The organism is Streptomyces sp. NPDC007808 (assembly GCF_042868655.1).
GTDB lineage: Bacteria > Actinomycetota > Actinomycetes > Streptomycetales > Streptomycetaceae > Streptomyces.
The window spans coordinates 321161-338876 of record NZ_JBIAEQ010000010.1; the positions used below are offsets into that span (position 1 = coordinate 321161).

Consider the following 17716-nt stretch of genomic DNA (forward strand, 5'->3'; position numbering starts at 1 on the left):
CTCAAGGAGCGCACACTCCGAGACCGCCCTCAGGCCACCCTCAGGCCGCCCCTCCTGCCCTGGATGACTAAGGGTGTCGCCCACCAGACCGCCGACCGAAACAACAGTCGGGGCGCCAGACAGCGGTGGCCGCCTTCAGGACTCCTCGTAGGTCAGCCCGCGGCTGCCAGTACCAGCGGGAGCACCCGTTCACTGCCGGCCTGTCGCAGCAGTCGCGCTGCGACCGCGAGTGTCCAGCCGGTTTCGGTGTAGTCGTCCACGAGCAGGACCGGACCACCGGATAGGGCCAGAGCCTCGGACAGCTCCTCGGAAACGGTGAAGGCGCCGAAGAGCCCGCGGAGGCGTTGGGCGCTGTTGCTGCGACGTGCCGCGTGGGCGCCGCTCGTTCCGCTGTACGTCAGGGTGCCCAGGAAAGGCAGGCGGCCGATGGACGCGATGCCCTCCGCCAGCGAGCCGACCAACTGCGGGCGGGTCATGGAGGGTACGGCGACGACCCCCACCGGCCGGGCGGAGGCGTCCGGGACGTTCGGCGCCCAACCACCCGGCGAGCGGGCCCAGTCGGCGAGGACCGCGACCGCGGCCCGCAGGACGTCGTCGGGGACAGGCCCGTCGGGCGCGTTGTCGGCCAGCAGCGGGCGCAGGCGGTTGCCCCAGCCGATGTCGGAGAGCCTGCCCAGGGCCCGCCCGGTGGAGCACTGCTCGTCGGCCGGGATACGGCCCTTGAGTTCGATGCCCAGCGCGGGCATTCCCGTGGGCCACATCCGGCGCGGCTCGATCTCCACCCCTGGGCGATCCAGCTCCTTCTCCGCCCCGCTCAGCGTCTCCGCCGAGACATGGGATTCGACCCACGCCCCCGCGCAGTTGTCGCACCGGCCGCACGGGGCCGCCCCTTCGTCGTCCAGCTGCCGACGCAGGAACTCCATCCGGCACTGGGACGTACTCACGTAGTCGCGCATGGCCTGCTGCTCCGCCGTCCGCTGCCGGGCGACCCAGCCGTACCGCTCGGAGTCGTAGACCCACTGCGCGCCGGTGGAGATCCAGCCGCCCTTCACCCGTTTCACGGCCCCGTCCACGTCGAGCACTTTGAGCATGCTCTCCAACCGGGTGCGTCGGAGGTCGACCAGGGCTTCGAGGGCCGGCACGGACAGTGGCCGTCCCGCGTCGGCGAGGGCCGACAGGGTCTCGCGCACCTGCGTTTCGGGAGGGAAGGCCGTCTCGGCGAAGTATCGCCAGATGGCCTCGTCCTCCTTGCCCGGCAGGAGCAGCACATCGGCGTGCTCTACGCCGCGCCCCGCACGCCCCACCTGCTGGTAGTAGGCGATCGGCGAGGACGGTGAGCCGAGGTGCACGACGAAGCCCAGGTCCGGTTTGTCGAATCCCATGCCCAGCGCCGACGTCGCGACCAGGGCTTTGACCCGGTTCTCCTGCAGATCGGTTTCGGCCTGCAGTCGGTCGGCGTTCTCTGTGCGCCCCGTGTAGGAGGCCACCCTGAAGCCACGCTGCCGCAGAAAGGCAGTGGCCTCCTCGGCCGCGGCCACCGTGAGGGCGTAGATGATGCCCGAGCCCTGCAGCTCGTCCAGGTGCTCCGCGAGCCAGGCCAGACGATGCGCGGCATCCGGCAGCCGGACCACGCCCAGCCGCAGGCTCTCCCTGTCCAGCGGTCCGCGCAGCACCAGAGCCTCGCCGCCACCGGTCCCGAGCTGCTCGGCCACATCCGCGGTGACCCGCGCGTTGGCGGTCGCGGTGGTGGCCAGGACCGGCACACCGGTGGGCAACTCGGCGAGCATCGCCCGCAGCCGCCGGTAGTCCGGGCGGAAGTCATGGCCCCAGTCGGAGATGCAGTGCGCCTCGTCGACCACCAGCAGGCCTGTCGTGGCCGCCAGCTTGGGCAGTACCTGCTCGCGGAAGTCGACGGCGTTGAGGCGTTCCGGGCTGACGAGGAGGACGTCGGTCTCGCCGCGCTCGACCTCGTCGTAGATGACCTTCCACTCCTCCGGATTGGCGGAGTTGATGGTGCGTGCGCGGATACCGGCCCGCGCCGCGGACTCGACCTGGTTGCGCATCAGCGCGAGCAGCGGCGAGACGATCACCGTGGGCCCGGAGCCACGTCGGCGCAGCAGCGCGGTGGCGACGAAGTACACCGCCGACTTTCCCCAGCCGGTGCGCTGCACGACCAGCGCACGTCGGCGCTCCTCCACCAGAGCCGCGACCGCCTGCCACTGGTCCTCCCGCAACCGCGCAGGACCGCCGGGGGCACCGACGAGCTCGGCGAGGATGGCATCGGCTTCGGCACGCAGCTCCGTAACGTCCATACCCCCATGCAACCCGACGGCACTGACAATCGCCCACTCACGGCCCTCGTCCTGGGCGAAGTGCTCCCCCACCAGGCCTCATGATCCAGGCGTTCGCCCAGGTCAGGGGCCGGCCGGCGAGGCTGCCGATTGGGCGCGTCCGGCACGGGCACCCCGTACGGGGAAGGTCGCGGGGCACCGGCCGAGGCCGTCCCGTGCATCGCACCGTGACGCACTGGGTAGGGATATAACCCGCACAGCATCAGATATCGGGCGGCGGGCCCAATTGCTCGTTGCCGCAACCAGGTTCGACAGGAAGAATTGAAGTCCGCTCCCCGCACGGCCCACTCGTGATCCGGTAGGGCTCTGTTGCGGTGCGCGCTCCCCCGATTCCGACCCCGCCCCGCAGTGTGGGCGCGTAGCCGAAGGGAGGACCGTGACCTTCGGATTCGCTCCGTCCTCCGCGGCATCCATGTCGACCTCAGTCGACCTGCCCGCCGCGTCCGCCAACCCCCTGGCCCGCATGCTCGAACCCGCCGAGTGGGCCGCTGCGGGAATCCCCCTGCTGCGCAACCCACGCGAGGTCGTCAGCGGTCTGCACTCACGGCACCGCCCCAGACCGGCGACCGCGATCGTGGCCGTACTCGACCCTGACGAGCGGCTGCGGGCCAGCGCATCGTTCACTCGCCGCCCGGCTCCGGCCGATGGCTGGACGTTCCGCAACGCGCTGCTCGCGCAGCTGCGTCGCGTCATCCCGCACGACCTGCGGCGCCGCACCCCGGTTCGCACCGCGGTGCTGCTCTACTGCCGTGAGGGCGACGGTCGTTGGACGGAAGAGGACGGTGCGTGGATGTGGGGGCTGCGTGACGCGTGCACCTTGCACGGTCTGCGCTGCGGTGCGTACATCACGCTGACACGCGACGGCTGGCAGGTCCTCGGCGAGAACCGCGGCGGCCGCCGCCCCAACGCCGACTCATCGCCGGAGCCCTTCGCCACCTCCGAGGCACCACTTCCGATACCCCGCACCGGCGGCGCGGCGTCGGAGGTCATGCGACGCGCGGCCGCCCGCTGAGGACGCCGTCGGGATCAGCGGCCCGGCGGCCTCGCGCGGGAGCGCCCATGCGCCACGGTGGTCTGGCATCCGCGTACGACGCCGAGCGCGGCCGACAGCGCTGCCTTACCGCCCGCCGGGGGCATCGCGCCGTCGAACCGGCCCGCAGCGCGCCCGCCGGAGCTGCACGACGTGAGGCGAGGCGACGCGCCAGGGCTCGATCAGCTCACTCGGTGAACCGGGCCGGGCACGTCGTACTTCCCCACGTATCCGCGCACGGCGAAGGCTTCTCCGTGCAGATGCCACTACGGTGGCGTCCTGCCCCCCCCACCGTCCCGCGGCGCGTGCCCCGGGACAAGCGGTAGGGCTCAAACGCCTGCGCCGAGCACCGAGTTGATCCGCTGCGGATCACCGCAGACGATCAGCAGGGCACGTGCCTGGCTGAGGGCCAGAGGCAGCACGGTGGCCGCGGTGGTGTCGGATCCGCCGTTGACCGCCACGACGACGACCGGGCGCCCAGTGGAGCGTGCCGCGGCGGAGGCGTCGGCGTAGAAGACGTCGTCGCCGGCGTCGTGCTGCGCCCAGTAGGCGGCTTCGCCGAAGGACAGCTCGTGGGCGGCCCACGGGTGCTGTTCACCGGTGGTGATCACCAATACGTCGCCGGGGGCTCGTCCCGAATCCAGGAGCAGGTCGACGGCCTCCTCGGCAGCGTCGAGCGCGCCCTCGGGTGAGGCCGGGATCAGCTGGATCTGCGGAGTCGCCACGGCTTCGGCAGAGGCGGCAGGCGTAGCCGGGCCGGCAGGACCGGGCTTGGCCAGGGCCGTGTCACGCGGCGTACGTTGCACCGGCGGCGCGGGCCGCGGGGGCCCGGGTCGGCCGGGGCGCGACGGAGCCGCGGGGCGGGGGCCGGGTACGGGACGGGGGGTCGGCGCGGTACGGCCGCTGGCCGGAGTGGCGCGGGGACCCTGGGCACTCTCGTGAATCTGAGGCTCCTCGGGAATGAGAGGCATGAGCTGATGTTTATCAAACGCTGGTGCGGCTCGCGCCAGCGGGTGGCACACAAGTGCGAGTGGAATCGTCAGAAATCGAAGCCGAGCTGCCCTTCGACCTCCGGAACGCTTCCTTCCATCCAAGTGCGGACCTTCTTGAGGTGCCGCCACTGGGGCAGCGCATCAAGATACGCCCACGACAACCGGTGGAGCGGGGTGGGCCCCCGCTCCGCCAGCGCGGCCTTGTGCACGGGCGATGGATACCCGGCGTTGTCCGCAAAACCGAAGTCTGCATGGTCGATACCCAGTTCGGCCATCATTTTGTCGCGCTGAACCTTGGCGATCACCGAGGCCGCCGCGACCGCCACGCACGACTGGTCGCCCTTGATCACGGTCCGGACCCGCCAGGGGGCCCCGAGGTAGTCGTGCTTCCCGTCGAGGATCACCGCGTCGGGGCGGACCGGCAGACCTTCCAGGGCCCGCACGGCGGCAAGCCGCAACGAGGCCGTCATCCCCAGTTCGTCGATCTCCTCCGGGGAGGCGTGCCCCAGGGCGTACGACGTCACCCACGTCCGCAGTTCCTCGGCGAGCGCGGTGCGCCGCTTGACGGTGAGCAGTTTGGAGTCGGTGAGACCCGTGGGAGGCCGGCGCAGTCCGGTGATCGCCGCACAGACAGTGACGGGGCCGGCCCAGGCGCCGCGCCCCACCTCGTCGACACCGGCAATGATCTTCGCTCCGGTCGTGGCTCGCAGGGAGCGCTCGACGGTGTGGGTAGGCGGTTCGTACGGCATGGCGCCCTTAGCGTACGCCGCCGGGAACCCGCTTCGACACCCCGGTTCACCGAACCGGCGACCGGCCCGGCAGAGGCATGATTCACATGCCGGTCGGACGCAGCAACGGGACCATCAACTGGTCGATCATCTCCTCCAGCTCATGATCGCTCCATTCGCTCGCGCACATCTTTGATCGGTACATCATCATCGCTGGAACGGCGTCGAAAACGTAACCGTTCGCCGCGTCGGTCCGCACCTCTCCCCGCTCGATTCCTCGTGTGATGACCTCCTGGAGCAGCTTGATCGTCGGCTCGACGACCCCCTTGAAGATCACACCGTGAAAGCGCTCGGCCTGCAGACTGTCGCACTCGTGAATCACCGACCGCAGCGCGAAACCCGAGCGCGAGAACATCGCCTCGCGCACTTGCCGACACAGGTCGAGCAGATCCTCGCGCACACTTCCATGATCGGGAGCCGCCTCGAAGCGCGGCAGCCCCGCACGCAGGGCGTCGGCGACGAGGTCCTCCTTGGAGGGCCAACGGCGATAGACGGCAGCCTTCCCGGTCTGGGCGCCGGTGGCGACGCCCTCCATGGTGAGGCCGCTCCAGCCGACGGTACTGAGCTGCTCGAGCGCGGCGTCGAGGATCGCGCGTTCGAGCACGGCGCCGCGCCGGCGAGGGGAGGCCGTCCGAGCAGGGGTGGCCGTCCAGCGCGAGGTAACCATCTGTACGTCTCCAACGGGCAGGTGAAGCGGGCGAATTACGGGGACCGGGGAACACCGTGCGGCGACCGACGGGGACAGGGCTCACCGCAGGGCAAGAACGTGAGTGAACGCTTGCGTTCACTACCGGCGATTCACTACGGTTGACGCGACAGTGAACGCGAGCGTTCACTAACGCTCTTGTGGGGGACCCATAGTGACAACCTCTCAGTTGACCAAGGATCACAAACCAGGTGCGGCTCGCCGGGAGGGGCATCCCGGCATCGCGCTCGCCGTCATCGCGGCCTGCCAACTCATGGTGGTACTCGACGCGACGATTGTGAACATCGCGCTCCCGCACATTCAAGACGCACTCAAGTTCAGCACCACCGACCTCACCTGGGTCGTGAGCTCCTACACGCTCACCTTCGGCGGCCTGCTGCTTCTCGGCGGCCGTGCCGGTGACATCCTGGGCCGACGCCGAGTCTTCATGACCGGCATCCTGCTCTTCACCCTCGCGTCGCTGCTCGGCGGACTCGCCCAGGAACCGTGGCAGTTGCTGGCCGCGCGCATCCTGCAGGGCGTCGGCGGCGCGATCGCGTCGCCGACCTCGCTGGCGCTCATCACCACGACGTTTCCCGAAGGTCCGGAACGCAACCGGGCGTTCGGCGTCTTCGCCGCCGTCTCCGCCGGAGGAGGCGCCATCGGCCTGCTCGCGGGCGGCATGCTGACCGAGTGGCTCGACTGGCGGTGGGTGCTCTTCGTCAACGTCCCCATCGGCATCGTGATCGCCGTGCTCACCCCGCTTTTCATCACCGAGTCCGAACGACATTCCGGCCGCTTCGACATAGCGGGTGCCCTGACCTCCACCGTGGGCATGGCGTCCCTTGTCTACGGCTTCATCCGCGCGGCGGACGAGGGCTGGCGGGACAACCTGACCATCGGGTCCTTCGTCGCTGCGGTGGTCCTGTTGCTGGCCTTCGCGCTCATCGAGTCGCGGGCCAAGGAGCCCATCACCCCGCTCAGGATGTTCGCCGACCGCAACCGCTCGGGCACCTATGTGATCATGCTCAGCCTGGCCGCGGCCATGTTCGGCATGTTCTTCTACATCGTGCTGTTCGTGCAGAACGTGCTGGAGTACAGCCCGATCGAAGCCGGTCTGGCCTTCCTGCCGGTGACGGTCGTGATCGCGCTCGGCGCGGGCTTGTCGCAGCGGTTCCTGCCCACTCTGGGCCCCAAGCCCTTCATGCTCGTGGGCTCCGCGCTCACCATGATCGGTCTGGCCTGGCAGAGCCTCATCAGCGCCGACAGCTCGTACGCGGGCGGAGTTCTCGGGCCGATGCTGCTGTTCGGCTTCGGTATGGGCCTGAATTTCGTGACGTTGACGATCACAGCGGTCTCCGGAGTGGCCCAGCACGAGGCCGGCGCCGCGTCCGGACTGCTCAACGCGACCCAGCAGGTGGGCGGCTCGCTCGGCCTGTCCATCCTGACGACCGTGTTCGGCTCGGCGAGCAAGGACGAGGCGGAGAAGCAGGTGCCGGCCTTCATGGCTGAGGCATCGGCGGAACAGAAGGCGGAATTCGCCAGGACCCAGCAGTTGCCCGGCCCGTGGGGGCATGAGGTGCTCACCCAGGGCATTTCGATGGGCTTCGTGGCGGCCGCCGCGATGGCCGTGCTCGCCCTGGCCACCGCATGGTTGGTGATCCGGGTCCGCAAGAGCGACCTGGAGGCTCTGGCCGGGACGGCGGGCCCCATGGCCGGCTGAGGCCAAGACCTCGAAGGGCAGTGGATGGCCGGATCGCGTCTGGAGGACACCCGGTGAGTACGACGAGCCGGCCATCCGCACCGCTCCCGACACCACCGGCCTCGGGGAGACCCGGGCAACGCGGGGACAGGCTCGTCGTGATCCTCTCCAGGCTGATGCCGCGAGGACGATCAGTGCACCCAGCACCGACATGAGCCCCATGGCTGCACACCCCCGCACCCCTCGTGTATCACCTGAGCGTCCGGCCTCGGCGGCCGCACCTCGACTGCCATGACAACGGACGGCCGGTTACGCAGAGTTCCCAAACAGGTGCAGAAAGTCATCGACGGTTCCAGTTGCCGCCGGAATCGGGCCTACACGGACGTCGGCACCCACTCCGGGAGAGCCTCGGTCCTCTCCGACCACTCGACCGGCACCGCCCCGGCCTTCCCGGCACCGATCACCCCGCCCACGATGGCGCACGTGGTGTCGACGTCGCCGCCGACCTGCGCCGTCGTCCAGAAGGCATGCTCGTAGTCACCCAGACCCCGCGCCGCCGACCACAACGCGAAGGGCACGGTGTCGTGAGCCGTCGTACGCCGCCCGCAGCCGAGCACGGCCGCGACGGTGGCCGCGTCACCGTAGTCCAGCATGTCCCGAGCCCGTCGCAGGCCGGCCCCCACCGCACTCTTGGGGACGAGGGCGATGACCTCGTCGAGAAGTACCTCAGGGCTCGGCGCTCCCCCGGGCGCTGCGGCGAGCGCGGCGGCCGCGGCGACGGCCATGGCTCCGACCACGGCCTCACGGTGCTGGTGCGTGGGATAGGCCGAGATCTCGGCCTGGTGGGTCGCCTGCTCGGGGTCGCCCGCGTACCAGGCGCCGAGGGGCGCGATACGCATCGCCGCGCCGTTGCCCCAGGAGCCCTGCCCCTTGAAGAGTGCGGCGGAGAGTTCGCGCCAGTCGCCCCCCTCGCGGACCAGCCGCAGCAACCGGTTGACCGCCGGACCGTAGCCCCGGTCGAAGTCGTGGTGTTCGGCGAAGGAGCGGGCCAGAGCGTCCTGGTCGATGCGGTGGTGGGCCGCGAGGACGGCCACCACGGAACAGGCCATCTCCGTGTCGTCCGTCCACTGCCAAGGCCCGGACGGCAGCTCTTGGCGCTTCAACAGCGGATAGTTCACCGGCACGAAGAACTGCGAACCCAGCGCGTCCCCCACCGCGAGTCCACGCAGGCTGGCGAGGGCGCGGTCCAAGCGCCCTTCGAGAGAGAAATCAGCGGTCATCGCCCTGCCACTCTATCCGGTGACCCCGTACGGCTCCGGATCTCGCCAGCGTTCGAACGGCCGGTCAAGCGTGTACTTGCCGTCGTCCCCGAGAACGAGCATCCGCATCTCCGCGTTCCCGGGGTTCGCCAGTGACTCGAATTCCGCGACCGTCCAGTGGAACCAGCGCATACAGAACAGCCGCATGGCCAGGCCGTGGGTCACCAGCAGCACGTTCGGCGGGTGGTCGGGCGCCTCGAAGCTGCGGAACAGGCTCTCCAGGAAGCCGCCGACCCGGTCGTACACGTCGGCGCCGGACTCGCCCTGGGCGAAGCGGTAGAAGAAGTGGCCGTAGGCGTCCCGGTAGGACTTCTGGAGGCGTACGTCGTCGCAGTCCTGCCAGTTTCCCCAGTCCTGCTCACGCAGGCGGGGCTCCTCGCGCACCCGTACGAGATCGGGGTCGAGGTGGAAGGCACGCAGCGTCTCGTGCGTGCGACGGTAGGGAGAGACGTACACGCTGACGCGCTCACGGCCGAACACCTCCCGCAGCCGTTTGCCCGTCTCCTCGGCCTGCTGCCGGCCCCGCTCGGTCAGGGCCAGTGCGTGGTCGGGCACACGCTCGTAGACGGTGTCATCAACATTGCCCGTTGACTCCCCGTGCCGGACAAGGACGATGCGCCGTGGTCGTGCCATGCCAAAACCCTAGATCGGGTGACGGCTCTTCGAGCACTCGTGTGGACGCTATACGGCGTAGGTCACACATTTCCTGCACCATTGGGCACACCAGCCACACCAACGACGGTTTGAAATTCAAACTATCCAGGTGGGTTCGAGCTCCACGATGTCACCCGTGAGGGCCGCGATGTCCGCCTCCGTCTGAGCCCGCAGGGCCAGTCGCTCCACGCGCTCGGTGCGGTACTTGCCGTGCTCCGCGGCGGACCGCCACATCGACAGCACCAGGAACTCATGACCTGGCGCCTCACCGAACAGGCCGCGGATCATGCCGGGAGAACCCGCCATGGCCGGGTTCCACACCTTCTCCTGCATCAGCGTGAAGTGCTCGGCGCGGTCCTCGTGCACACGGCAGTGAGCCACCCTGACGAGGTCGGCGTCGGTGAAGCGCGGTTCGAAGCCGGTCTTCACGTCGAAGCGGTAGTCGAAGAGTTTCGCCTGGAGGTCCTTGAAGGTGCCCGACTGGGCCGCCGCCAGCCTGCCGTGGGAGCGGGCCATGAAGGAGTCGTAGAAGGAACGGCTCTCCCAGAACGAGAAGATGTGCACCACCCCTTGCCGCCCCCGACTCCACCCACCACCCTGCCCCCGAAACCCCGGCTCCCCCAGAAGCCCCGCCCATTTTCGCTGCCCGCGCTCGAAGCCGCGGCGGTCCACCACGGTGCAGCGAATCCACTTGACCAGCACCGCGCCATGGTAAGGCCACCAGCGTGGCGCCGGTCACTGTCGGGCGCAGAGCTCACCGGCGCACGCCCCCGCATGCATGGCAGGATGGGCAACCGGTCTCGTCTGCTGGGCAGTTCGGGCCGACGGCATTCGCGGAACGGGGAAGGGGACGCCTGGTGAACGCCATCAACAAAGGGATCCGGAAAGTCGAGATCTCGGTCAAGTGGGACCCGAGTCCCGCCGGGCAGCCACCCACCGATCTGGACCTGATCGCCGCGACCTACCTGACCGACGATCCGTACGGTGATCCGGCCTACGTGGTGCACTTCGACAGCCGCTCTCCGGACGGGACCATCACTCTGAACCGGGACAGCAAGGACGGCAAGGGCTTCGGCTGGGACGAGGTCCTGACCGTGGAACTCGACAGGCTCGACAGCCGGTACGCGCGCGTGGTCGTCGGAGTCGTCATCCAGCAGCGTCCCGCTGAGCGCACCTTCGTCAGCGTGGTCCAGCCCGCCCTGCGTATCCGCGAGGGCTACACCGTGCTGGCCGAGGACGACTTCGGCGGCGTTCTGGGATCGACGGCGGCGACGGTCGCGGAGTTCGTGCGCGAAGGATCGAGTACGTGGGTCTTCCACCCCGGAGTTCACGGCTTCGAGGACGACCCGGCGACGTTCACGTCCGCCATGGGAAGGCCACAGCCGCACTGAGGATCGCCCGCACGCTCGCGGGCCGTACGGCAGTCGGGGGCGCCGACATGTGGTCGGCGCCCCTCCTCATGGGCGACGTGTGCACCGGCGGTACGACTCTTGCCCGCGCCGAGCCCATGCGCGAAGATCAGCGCATGACGAAGCGAAAGGACACCCGGGCCCCCGTCCGGTGAGCCTCCCCCAGACCTGGGACCTGGGCGGCACTCTCAGTGGTCAGCCCTCCCTCTACAGCCACGCCCTCGCAGTCGAGCAACAGCCTCCAGGGCAGCCCGAGTGCCGGCGGCTCCCTCGGACGTGGCCGCAGACCAGCCGCCGCGCCAACCGTTCGAAGGACGCGGCCGCGCGGATAGCCGCCACCACCTCACGTCTGATCCGTTCTCGTACCGACCGCTCGACAGCGTCCGTCCTGGACAGACAGCTTCGGCGCATTGTGTGGCGGGACCATGAGCGTGCCCTCGAAGCACAACTTCGAAGGCGCCTTCTCCCTTCCGACGGGATGCGCCAGTTGGGCCGGTGGTTCGCGACGCACGGCGAGCACCCCAACGCCGTTCAGTTCGGCATCCTGCTGCTGGGCATGACCGGAACCGACGAAGACAGTGACGTCCTGATGACGCTGGGCACCTTCTCGATGTTCTCCAGTGAGGCCTGTCATGCCCTGGTACGGTCCCACACCCACCCTCATCAGGCTGTGTTCGAAGTGGCCCGGCGGGCGGAAGGGTGGGCCCGCGTCGACGCCATCGGACTGCTCAAAGGTGCGTCGGACCCCAGGATCAGCAGGTGGTTGATTCGTGAGTCGTGCACGGGCGACGTGTTGGACAGCTACTTCGCGCTGACGGCCGCCGAAGTCGGTGATCTAGCCGGTGCCCTGGCCTGCGAAACGCTGGACGAGGAAACTCTCGGCGGCGCGGCAAGACTCCTCGAAGCGCTCACCGATGTCGACGGGCCGGGCCCGGCGCTGGCGTCGTACACCGACGCGGTACCTGCTCTGGACGGATTTCTGTTCCACTGGACGGCAGGCGCCCTCACTGTGCGGCGGCTTTGGACTCTCCTGTCGATCAGCCGATGTCTGAACGACCTCTGTATGAGCGGGCCACGGCGGGAAGATCCGGAGTGGCAGCGCATTCGAGACCGATACAGGAATCTGGTCGCCGATCCGGCCTCACGGGTAGTCGTGCTCGCCGGCCTCACCGACGAGGACCCGGCGACGTTCCGTCCAGCGGCTTGGGCGGCTGGGCTCATGGACATCGACGCCCGCCCAGCGCTGCTGCGAAGGGTGGAGGCCGACCCTTGCGACAGCACCAGCTGGTTCCTGCTCATCGACGGCTGTCCGAGTGAGCACATCGCGGCTGTCGTCGACGCGGCGGTACGCCTGCTGCCCCTTCAGGATCTGCGCACCGGTCCGACAGCCGAACTGGGTCTCGGAACGGAGTTCGAGGTCGACCGCATCCTCGACTTCATCGTGAGTCGGTTGGAAAAGCATCCCGGCCACGGCTGGGAACTGATCGAAACAGCGCTCCACAACCGGACGACCAGGAACCGCCGTATGGCGCTCCGAGCGCTCAGGGCATGGCCTGCCGAATCCCTTCCCTCTGCCGCGCGCCAGATCCTCCTTGCCGCCGCGGCAAGAGAGCCCGTTCCCGAGCTGAGTGAGGAAATGGTGCAGACGGCCCGGCGCCTGTGAAACCGCACAATGCGCCACGAACCGAAAGCCGCGTGATGCGGGGAAACCTCCGAGAGGTTTCCCCGCATCACGTCACGCACTGGCGCTCAAGGCGCCCGGGATCAGCTGCAGCCGCTGGTCGAGCCGCAACCCTCGCAGATGTAGCAGGAGCCGGCCCGCTGCATCTTCGTACCGCAGGAGAAGCACAGCGGAGCATCGGCCTGGATGCCCAACTGCATCTCCACCAGCTCGGCGCTGGTGTGGGCCTGCTGCGGAGCGGGCGTGGCCACCGACGCCTCGGCCTTCGGGGTGGCGACGGCCTTCAGCTCCTGGGCGCGGGGCGCCGACTGGGCCAGACCCTCGACATCGACCTCGTCGTCGGCGGGCTCGTACGAACCCGTCTCCAGGTGACGCTGGCGCTCCTCGGCGGAGTGGATGCCGAGGGCGGAGCGCGTCTCGAAGGGCAGGAAGTCGAGCGCCAGGCGGCGGAAGATGTAGTCGACGATCGACTGCGCCATCCGCACGTCCGGGTCGTCCGTCATACCGGCCGGCTCGAAGCGCATGTTCGTGAACTTCGAGACGTACGTCTCCAGCGGCACGCCGTACTGCAGACCCACCGAGACGGCGATCGAGAAGGCGTCCATCATGCCCGCGAGCGTCGAGCCCTGCTTGGACATCTTCAGGAAGACCTCGCCGAGACCGTCGTCCGGGTAGGAGTTGGCGGTCATGTAGCCCTCGGCGCCACCGACCGTGAAGGACGTCGTGATGCCGGGGCGGCCCTTCGGGAGGCGCTTGCGGACCGGGCGGTACTCGACGACCTTCTCGACCGTCTCACGGATGGTGGCCTCGGCCTTCTCCGTGATCTCGGCCTTCTCCTTCTCCTTGGTCTTCGCGGAGAGCGGCTGGCCGACCTTGCAGTTGTCGCGGTAGATGGCGAGCGCCTTGACGCCCAGCTTCCATGCCTCGAAGTAGATCTCCTCGACCTCCTCGACGGTCGCCGACTCCGGCATGTTGACCGTCTTGGACAGGGCACCGGAGATCCACGGCTGGATCGCGGCCATCATGCGGACGTGGCCCATCGGGGAGATGGCGCGCTCGCCCATGGCGCAGTCGAACACCTCGTAGTGCTCGTGCTTGAGGCCCGGGGCGTCGATCACATTGCCGTGCTCGGCGATGTGGGCGACGATCGCCTCGATCTGCTCCTCCTGGTAGCCCAGGCGGCGCAGGGCCTGCGGGACGGTGCCGTTGACGATCTGCATCGAACCGCCGCCGACCAGCTTCTTGAACTTGACCAGTGCGAGGTCGGGCTCAAGGCCGGTGGTGTCGCAGGACATCGCGAGACCGATGGTGCCGGTCGGGGCGATGACGGACGCCTGGGAGTTACGGAAACCGTTCTTCTCACCGAGGCGCAGCACGTCCTGCCATGCCTCCGTCGCGGCGGCCCACACCGGCGTGTCCAGGTCGTCCATGCGGACGGCCTCGGCGTTGGCGTCGGCGTGCTGCTTCATGACGCGCAGGTGCGGCTGTGCGTTGCGGGCGTAGCCGTCGTACGCGCCGACGACCGCGGCGAGCTCCGCGGAGCGCCGGTACGACGTGCCGGTCATCAGGGAGGTGATGGCGCCGGCGAGGGCGCGGCCGCCGTCGGAGTCGTACGCGTGTCCGGTCGCCATCAGCAGGGCGCCGAGGTTGGCGTAGCCGATGCCGAGCTGGCGGAACGCGCGCGTGTTCTCACCGATCTTCTGCGTCGGGAAGTCCGCGAAGCAGATGGAGATGTCCATCGCGGTGATGACGAGCTCGACGACCTTCGCGAAGCGCTCGACGTCGAAGGACTGGTTGCCCTTGCCGTCGTCCTTCAGGAACTTCATCAGGTTCAGCGAGGCGAGGTTGCAGGACGTGTTGTCCAGGTGCATGTACTCGCTGCAGGGGTTCGAACCGTTGATACGGCCGGACTCCGGGCAGGTGTGCCAGTGGTTGATGGTGTCGTCGTACTGGATGCCCGGGTCGGCGCAGGCCCAGGCGGCCTCGGCCATCTTCCGGAACAGGGACTTGGCGTCGACCTCTTCGATGACCTCGCCGGTCATCCGCGCGCGCAGGCCGAACTTGCCCCCCTGCTCGACGGCCTTCATGAACTCGTCGTTCACGCGGACCGAGTTGTTCGCGTTCTGGTACTGGACCGAGGTGATGTCCTCGCCGCCCAGGTCCATGTCGAAGCCCGCGTCACGCAGGGCGCGGATCTTCTCCTCTTCCTTGACCTTGGTCTCGATGAAGTCCTCGATGTCGGGGTGGTCGACGTCGAGGATGACCATCTTGGCGGCACGGCGGGTGGCACCGCCCGACTTGATCGTTCCTGCGGAGGCGTCGGCACCGCGCATGAAGGAGACGGGACCGGAGGCGTTGCCGCCGGAGGACAGCAGTTCCTTGGAGGAACGGATGCGGGAGAGGTTCAGGCCGGCGCCGGAGCCGCCCTTGAAGATCATGCCCTCTTCCTTGTACCAGTCGAGGATCGACTCCATGGAGTCGTCGACGGACAGGATGAAGCAGGCGGAGACCTGCTGCGGCTGGGGCGTACCGACGTTGAACCAGACAGGGCTGTTGAAGCTGAAGATCTGGTGCAGGAGGGCGTAGGCCAGTTCGTGCTCGAAGATCTCGGCGTCGGCGGGCGAGGCGAAGTACTTGTAGTCCTCGCCGGCCTTCCGATACGTCTTCACGATGCGGTCGATGAGCTGCTTCAGGCTCACCTCGCGCTGCGGGGTGCCGACCGCACCGCGGAAGTACTTGCTGGTGACGATGTTGACCGCGTTCACCGACCAGAAGTCGGGGAACTCGACGCCGCGCTGCTCGAAGTTGACCGAGCCGTCGCGCCAGTTGGTCATGACGACGTCACGGCTCTCCCAGGCCACCTCGTCGTACGGGTGCACGCCGGGGGTGGTGTGGATGCGCTCGATGCGCAGCCCCTTGGTCGCCTTGGTGCCCTTGGCGCGGGAACTCCGTGCCGGACCGCTCGCCGTCTCTGTCATGCCGCCTCCCTGTTCGGGCTAAAACGCCCTGAAGTGCCCCGATGTTCCCCGTGGCACGGTGTTCTGTCTGGTGTTGCGGGCACCCTCTGATCGCCACCCGCAACAGGTCTTGTGCCGCCGCCTCACGTCCGGATCCGCACTCCGAGAACGGATCCGGCTCGCCTCAGTCGGCGGCGCTTGCGGGCACGGGGACCTGTGCAGCCCCTCCGGACCCGCGGTCGTCTTCCCGGCCCCCCGCCACAGCTCCTGCGTCGTCTCCGCGGTCGTCGTCGTCCGCGGCGGGGCGTCCGGTCGCCTCCCTGAGTTCCGCGATCGCGGCCTCGAAGTCCTCGAGCGAGTCGAACGCCCGATAGACGGAGGCGAACCGCAAAAAGGCGACGAGATCGAGCTCCTGCAGCGGGCCGAGTATGGCCAGTCCCACGTCGTGGGTGGTCAGCTCGGCGCTTCCGGTGGCCCGCACCGCCTCCTCGACCCGTTGGCCGAGCTGGGCCAGAGCGTCCTCGGTGACAGGTCGCCCCTGGCACGCCTTGCGCACACCGTTGATGACCTTGGTACGACTGAACGGCTCGGTGACTCCGGACCGCTTGATCACCATCAGTGAGCAAGTCTCCACGGTCGTGAAACGACGGGAGCAGTCAGGACACTGGCGGCGCCTGCGGATCGACGTGCCGTCGTCGGTCGTACGGCTGTCGACGACACGGCTGTCGGGGTGCCTGCAGAAGGGGCAGTGCATAACTCCCAACCCTCCTCACAGCAGACTCAATAGCCTCGCCGGCCTCATGGGCCCCGCGAAGCAGCCCCAAGCATAGGCGATCTCCGAACGCCCGAAGACCCGGGGGACCACAACTTCTGGGCTGCTGCCGCAATCCAACCACTACATGTGGGGATTGGCTCATACACACAGGCAGTACGCGCGTGTCGCGTTCGGACGCAGCGCTCCACAGAACCCGCCCGGCACGCGGACCTCATGAAGGCACGGCCGCACCACTGCGCCACATAGGGAGATACCGCGAGCGCCACACGAAGGCGACGTGGGACTCCCGCACAGATGGAGGGTCGGATCGCGGTCGATCCACCGACGGATGGCAGACTGAGGCGACGGCCCACGAGGCCGCACACCGACGGTGAAGAGTACAACAATCGACCCTTTTGCCTGCCGGACTGCGCGTCAGCCATACACCCAGACACATGATCGCGTCAGCCGATTCGCGAAATTTCACTCGAACGTGTGTTTGGCGCAACCTTTCGAAAGCAACTACCGTTGTGCAGCAGGGAGACCATCGAGAGGGGCCGACGTGACCACCACCGCAGACAGTGCCACCATCACCGCCCAGGACCGCTCCCAGGGCCGACTCGAGCCGGTGCATGCGATGAACGAAGCCGTGAATCCCGAGGGACACAAGCGCTCCCTCCCAGGCCGACCTCCCGGCATCCGGGCGGACAGCTCGGGACTCACCGACCGGCAGCGCCGAGTGATCGAAGTCATCAGGGATTCCGTGCAGCGGCGTGGCTACCCGCCGTCGATGCGGGAGATCGGTCAGGCCGTCGGCCTGTCCAGCACGTCCTCGGTCGCACACCAGCTGATGGCACTGGAGCGCAAGGGCTTCCTTCGCCGTGACCCGCACCGCCCGCGCGCCTACGAGGTCCGCGGCTCGGACCAGGCCGCCTCCGTGCAGCCCACGGACACCGCCGGCAAGCCCGCCGCGTCGTACGTCCCGCTGGTCGGCCGCATCGCCGCCGGTGGCCCGATCCTCGCGGAGGAGTCCGTCGAGGACGTCTTCCCCCTCCCCCGGCAGCTGGTCGGCGACGGCGAGCTGTTCGTCCTGAAGGTCGTCGGAGACTCGATGATCGAGGCCGCGATCTGTGACGGCGACTGGGTCACGGTCCGCCGCCAGCCGGTCGCCGAGAACGGCGACATCGTCGCCGCGATGCTCGACGGTGAGGCCACGGTCAAGCGCTTCAAGCGCGAGGACGGCCACGTCTGGCTCCTCCCGCACAACGCTGCGTACGAGCCCATCCCGGGCGACGACGCGACCATCCTGGGCAAGGTGGTGGCAGTGCTGCGCCGCGTCTGACGGCCGCGGCGAGCGAAGCCGAAGGCGTCGCTCCCTGAACCGGGCCCCGGGA

Annotated in this window: 14 protein-coding genes; 5 read left to right on the plus strand and 9 right to left on the minus strand. The window is 68.6% G+C overall.

The window, feature by feature from the left end:
- Positions 1 to 152: 152 nt before the first annotated feature.
- Positions 153 to 2312 carry a RecQ family ATP-dependent DNA helicase gene (locus ACFYNL_RS34570; RefSeq protein WP_388810720.1) on the minus strand — a complete coding sequence of 720 codons (2160 nt, stop codon included), beginning with the start codon at positions 2310 to 2312 and terminating at the stop codon, positions 153 to 155.
- 415 nt (positions 2313 to 2727) lie between these two features.
- Here ACFYNL_RS34570 and ACFYNL_RS34575 point away from each other — a divergent pair, with 415 nt between their 5' ends.
- Positions 2728 to 3363 carry a hypothetical protein gene (locus ACFYNL_RS34575; protein WP_388810722.1) on the plus strand — a complete coding sequence of 212 codons (636 nt, stop codon included), beginning with the start codon at positions 2728 to 2730 and terminating at the stop codon, positions 3361 to 3363.
- 347 nt (positions 3364 to 3710) lie between these two features.
- On the opposite strand, the gene ACFYNL_RS34580 is transcribed toward ACFYNL_RS34575, so the two are convergent.
- The 3 genes from ACFYNL_RS34580 to ACFYNL_RS34590 form a co-directional block, all read right to left on the minus strand.
- Positions 3711 to 4352: a hypothetical protein gene (locus ACFYNL_RS34580; protein WP_388810724.1), complete on the minus strand. Its 642-nt coding sequence runs from the start codon at positions 4350 to 4352 to the stop codon at positions 3711 to 3713.
- Positions 4353 to 4420: 68 nt separating this feature from the next.
- Positions 4421 to 5122, minus strand: a complete 702-nt coding sequence (locus tag ACFYNL_RS34585) for a ribonuclease HII (RefSeq protein ID WP_388810727.1) — start codon at positions 5120 to 5122, stop codon at positions 4421 to 4423.
- An 82-nt stretch (positions 5123 to 5204) separates the two neighbouring features.
- The gene (locus ACFYNL_RS34590; protein ID WP_388810730.1) at positions 5205 to 5828 is read right to left on the minus strand and encodes a TetR/AcrR family transcriptional regulator; all 624 of its coding nucleotides are present in this window, start codon (positions 5826 to 5828) and stop codon (positions 5205 to 5207) included.
- Between the two features lie 193 nt (positions 5829 to 6021).
- On the opposite strand from ACFYNL_RS34590, the gene ACFYNL_RS34595 reads away from it, so the two are divergent.
- Positions 6022 to 7569: an MFS transporter gene (locus tag ACFYNL_RS34595; protein ID WP_388810731.1), complete on the plus strand. Its 1548-nt coding sequence runs from the start codon at positions 6022 to 6024 to the stop codon at positions 7567 to 7569.
- 353 nt (positions 7570 to 7922) lie between these two features.
- Here the strand turns inward: ACFYNL_RS34595 and ACFYNL_RS34600 are convergent, their stop codons facing one another.
- The 3 genes from ACFYNL_RS34600 to ACFYNL_RS34610 form a co-directional block, all read right to left on the minus strand.
- A complete protein-coding gene (locus tag ACFYNL_RS34600; protein ID WP_388810734.1) occupies positions 7923 to 8828 on the minus strand; it encodes an ADP-ribosylglycohydrolase family protein in 906 nt (301 codons plus the stop codon).
- A 12-nt stretch (positions 8829 to 8840) separates the two neighbouring features.
- Positions 8841 to 9500 (minus strand): histidine phosphatase family protein, encoded by a 660-nt coding sequence (locus tag ACFYNL_RS34605; protein WP_388810736.1) that lies wholly within the window; start codon positions 9498 to 9500, stop codon positions 8841 to 8843.
- Between the two features lie 117 nt (positions 9501 to 9617).
- A complete protein-coding gene (locus ACFYNL_RS34610) occupies positions 9618 to 10223 on the minus strand; it encodes a YdbC family protein (RefSeq protein ID WP_388810739.1) in 606 nt (201 codons plus the stop codon).
- 155 nt (positions 10224 to 10378) lie between these two features.
- On the opposite strand from ACFYNL_RS34610, the gene ACFYNL_RS34615 reads away from it, so the two are divergent.
- Entirely contained in the window at positions 10379 to 10912 is a 534-nt protein-coding gene (locus tag ACFYNL_RS34615) for a TerD family protein (protein ID WP_388810742.1), read from the plus strand.
- A 496-nt stretch (positions 10913 to 11408) separates the two neighbouring features.
- Positions 11409 to 12593 (plus strand): hypothetical protein, encoded by a 1185-nt coding sequence (locus tag ACFYNL_RS34620; RefSeq protein ID WP_388810745.1) that lies wholly within the window; start codon positions 11409 to 11411, stop codon positions 12591 to 12593.
- Positions 12594 to 12694: 101 nt separating this feature from the next.
- On the opposite strand, the gene ACFYNL_RS34625 is transcribed toward ACFYNL_RS34620, so the two are convergent.
- Positions 12695 to 15589: a vitamin B12-dependent ribonucleotide reductase gene (locus tag ACFYNL_RS34625; RefSeq protein WP_388810748.1), complete on the minus strand. Its 2895-nt coding sequence runs from the start codon at positions 15587 to 15589 to the stop codon at positions 12695 to 12697.
- A 163-nt stretch (positions 15590 to 15752) separates the two neighbouring features.
- Positions 15753 to 16322 (minus strand): transcriptional regulator NrdR, encoded by a 570-nt coding sequence (gene nrdR / locus ACFYNL_RS34630; RefSeq protein ID WP_388810750.1) that lies wholly within the window; start codon positions 16320 to 16322, stop codon positions 15753 to 15755.
- 562 nt (positions 16323 to 16884) lie between these two features.
- Here nrdR and lexA point away from each other — a divergent pair.
- Positions 16885 to 17664: a transcriptional repressor LexA gene (gene lexA, locus ACFYNL_RS34635; RefSeq protein ID WP_059198553.1), complete on the plus strand. Its 780-nt coding sequence runs from the start codon at positions 16885 to 16887 to the stop codon at positions 17662 to 17664.
- The last annotated feature ends 52 nt before the right edge of the window (positions 17665 to 17716 follow it).

Excerpts from the sequence above, each read along its gene's own strand:
- ACFYNL_RS34570 (WP_388810720.1), bottom strand. The coding sequence starts at position 2,312 with ATGGACGTTACGGAGCTGCGTGCCGAAGCCGATGCCATCCTCGCCGAG.
- ACFYNL_RS34605 (WP_388810736.1), bottom strand. The coding sequence starts at position 9,500 with ATGGCACGACCACGGCGCATCGTCCTTGTCCGGCACGGGGAGTCAACG.
- ACFYNL_RS34620 (WP_388810745.1), top strand. The coding sequence starts at position 11,409 with ATGCGCCAGTTGGGCCGGTGGTTCGCGACGCACGGCGAGCACCCCAAC.
- nrdR (WP_388810750.1), bottom strand. The coding sequence starts at position 16,322 with ATGCACTGCCCCTTCTGCAGGCACCCCGACAGCCGTGTCGTCGACAGC.
- ACFYNL_RS34600 (WP_388810734.1), bottom strand. The coding sequence starts at position 8,828 with ATGACCGCTGATTTCTCTCTCGAAGGGCGCTTGGACCGCGCCCTCGCC.
- ACFYNL_RS34625 (WP_388810748.1), bottom strand. The coding sequence starts at position 15,589 with ATGACAGAGACGGCGAGCGGTCCGGCACGGAGTTCCCGCGCCAAGGGC.
- ACFYNL_RS34585 (WP_388810727.1), bottom strand. The coding sequence starts at position 5,122 with ATGCCGTACGAACCGCCTACCCACACCGTCGAGCGCTCCCTGCGAGCC.
- ACFYNL_RS34580 (WP_388810724.1), bottom strand. The coding sequence starts at position 4,352 with ATGCCTCTCATTCCCGAGGAGCCTCAGATTCACGAGAGTGCCCAGGGT.
- ACFYNL_RS34590 (WP_388810730.1), bottom strand. The coding sequence starts at position 5,828 with ATGGTTACCTCGCGCTGGACGGCCACCCCTGCTCGGACGGCCTCCCCT.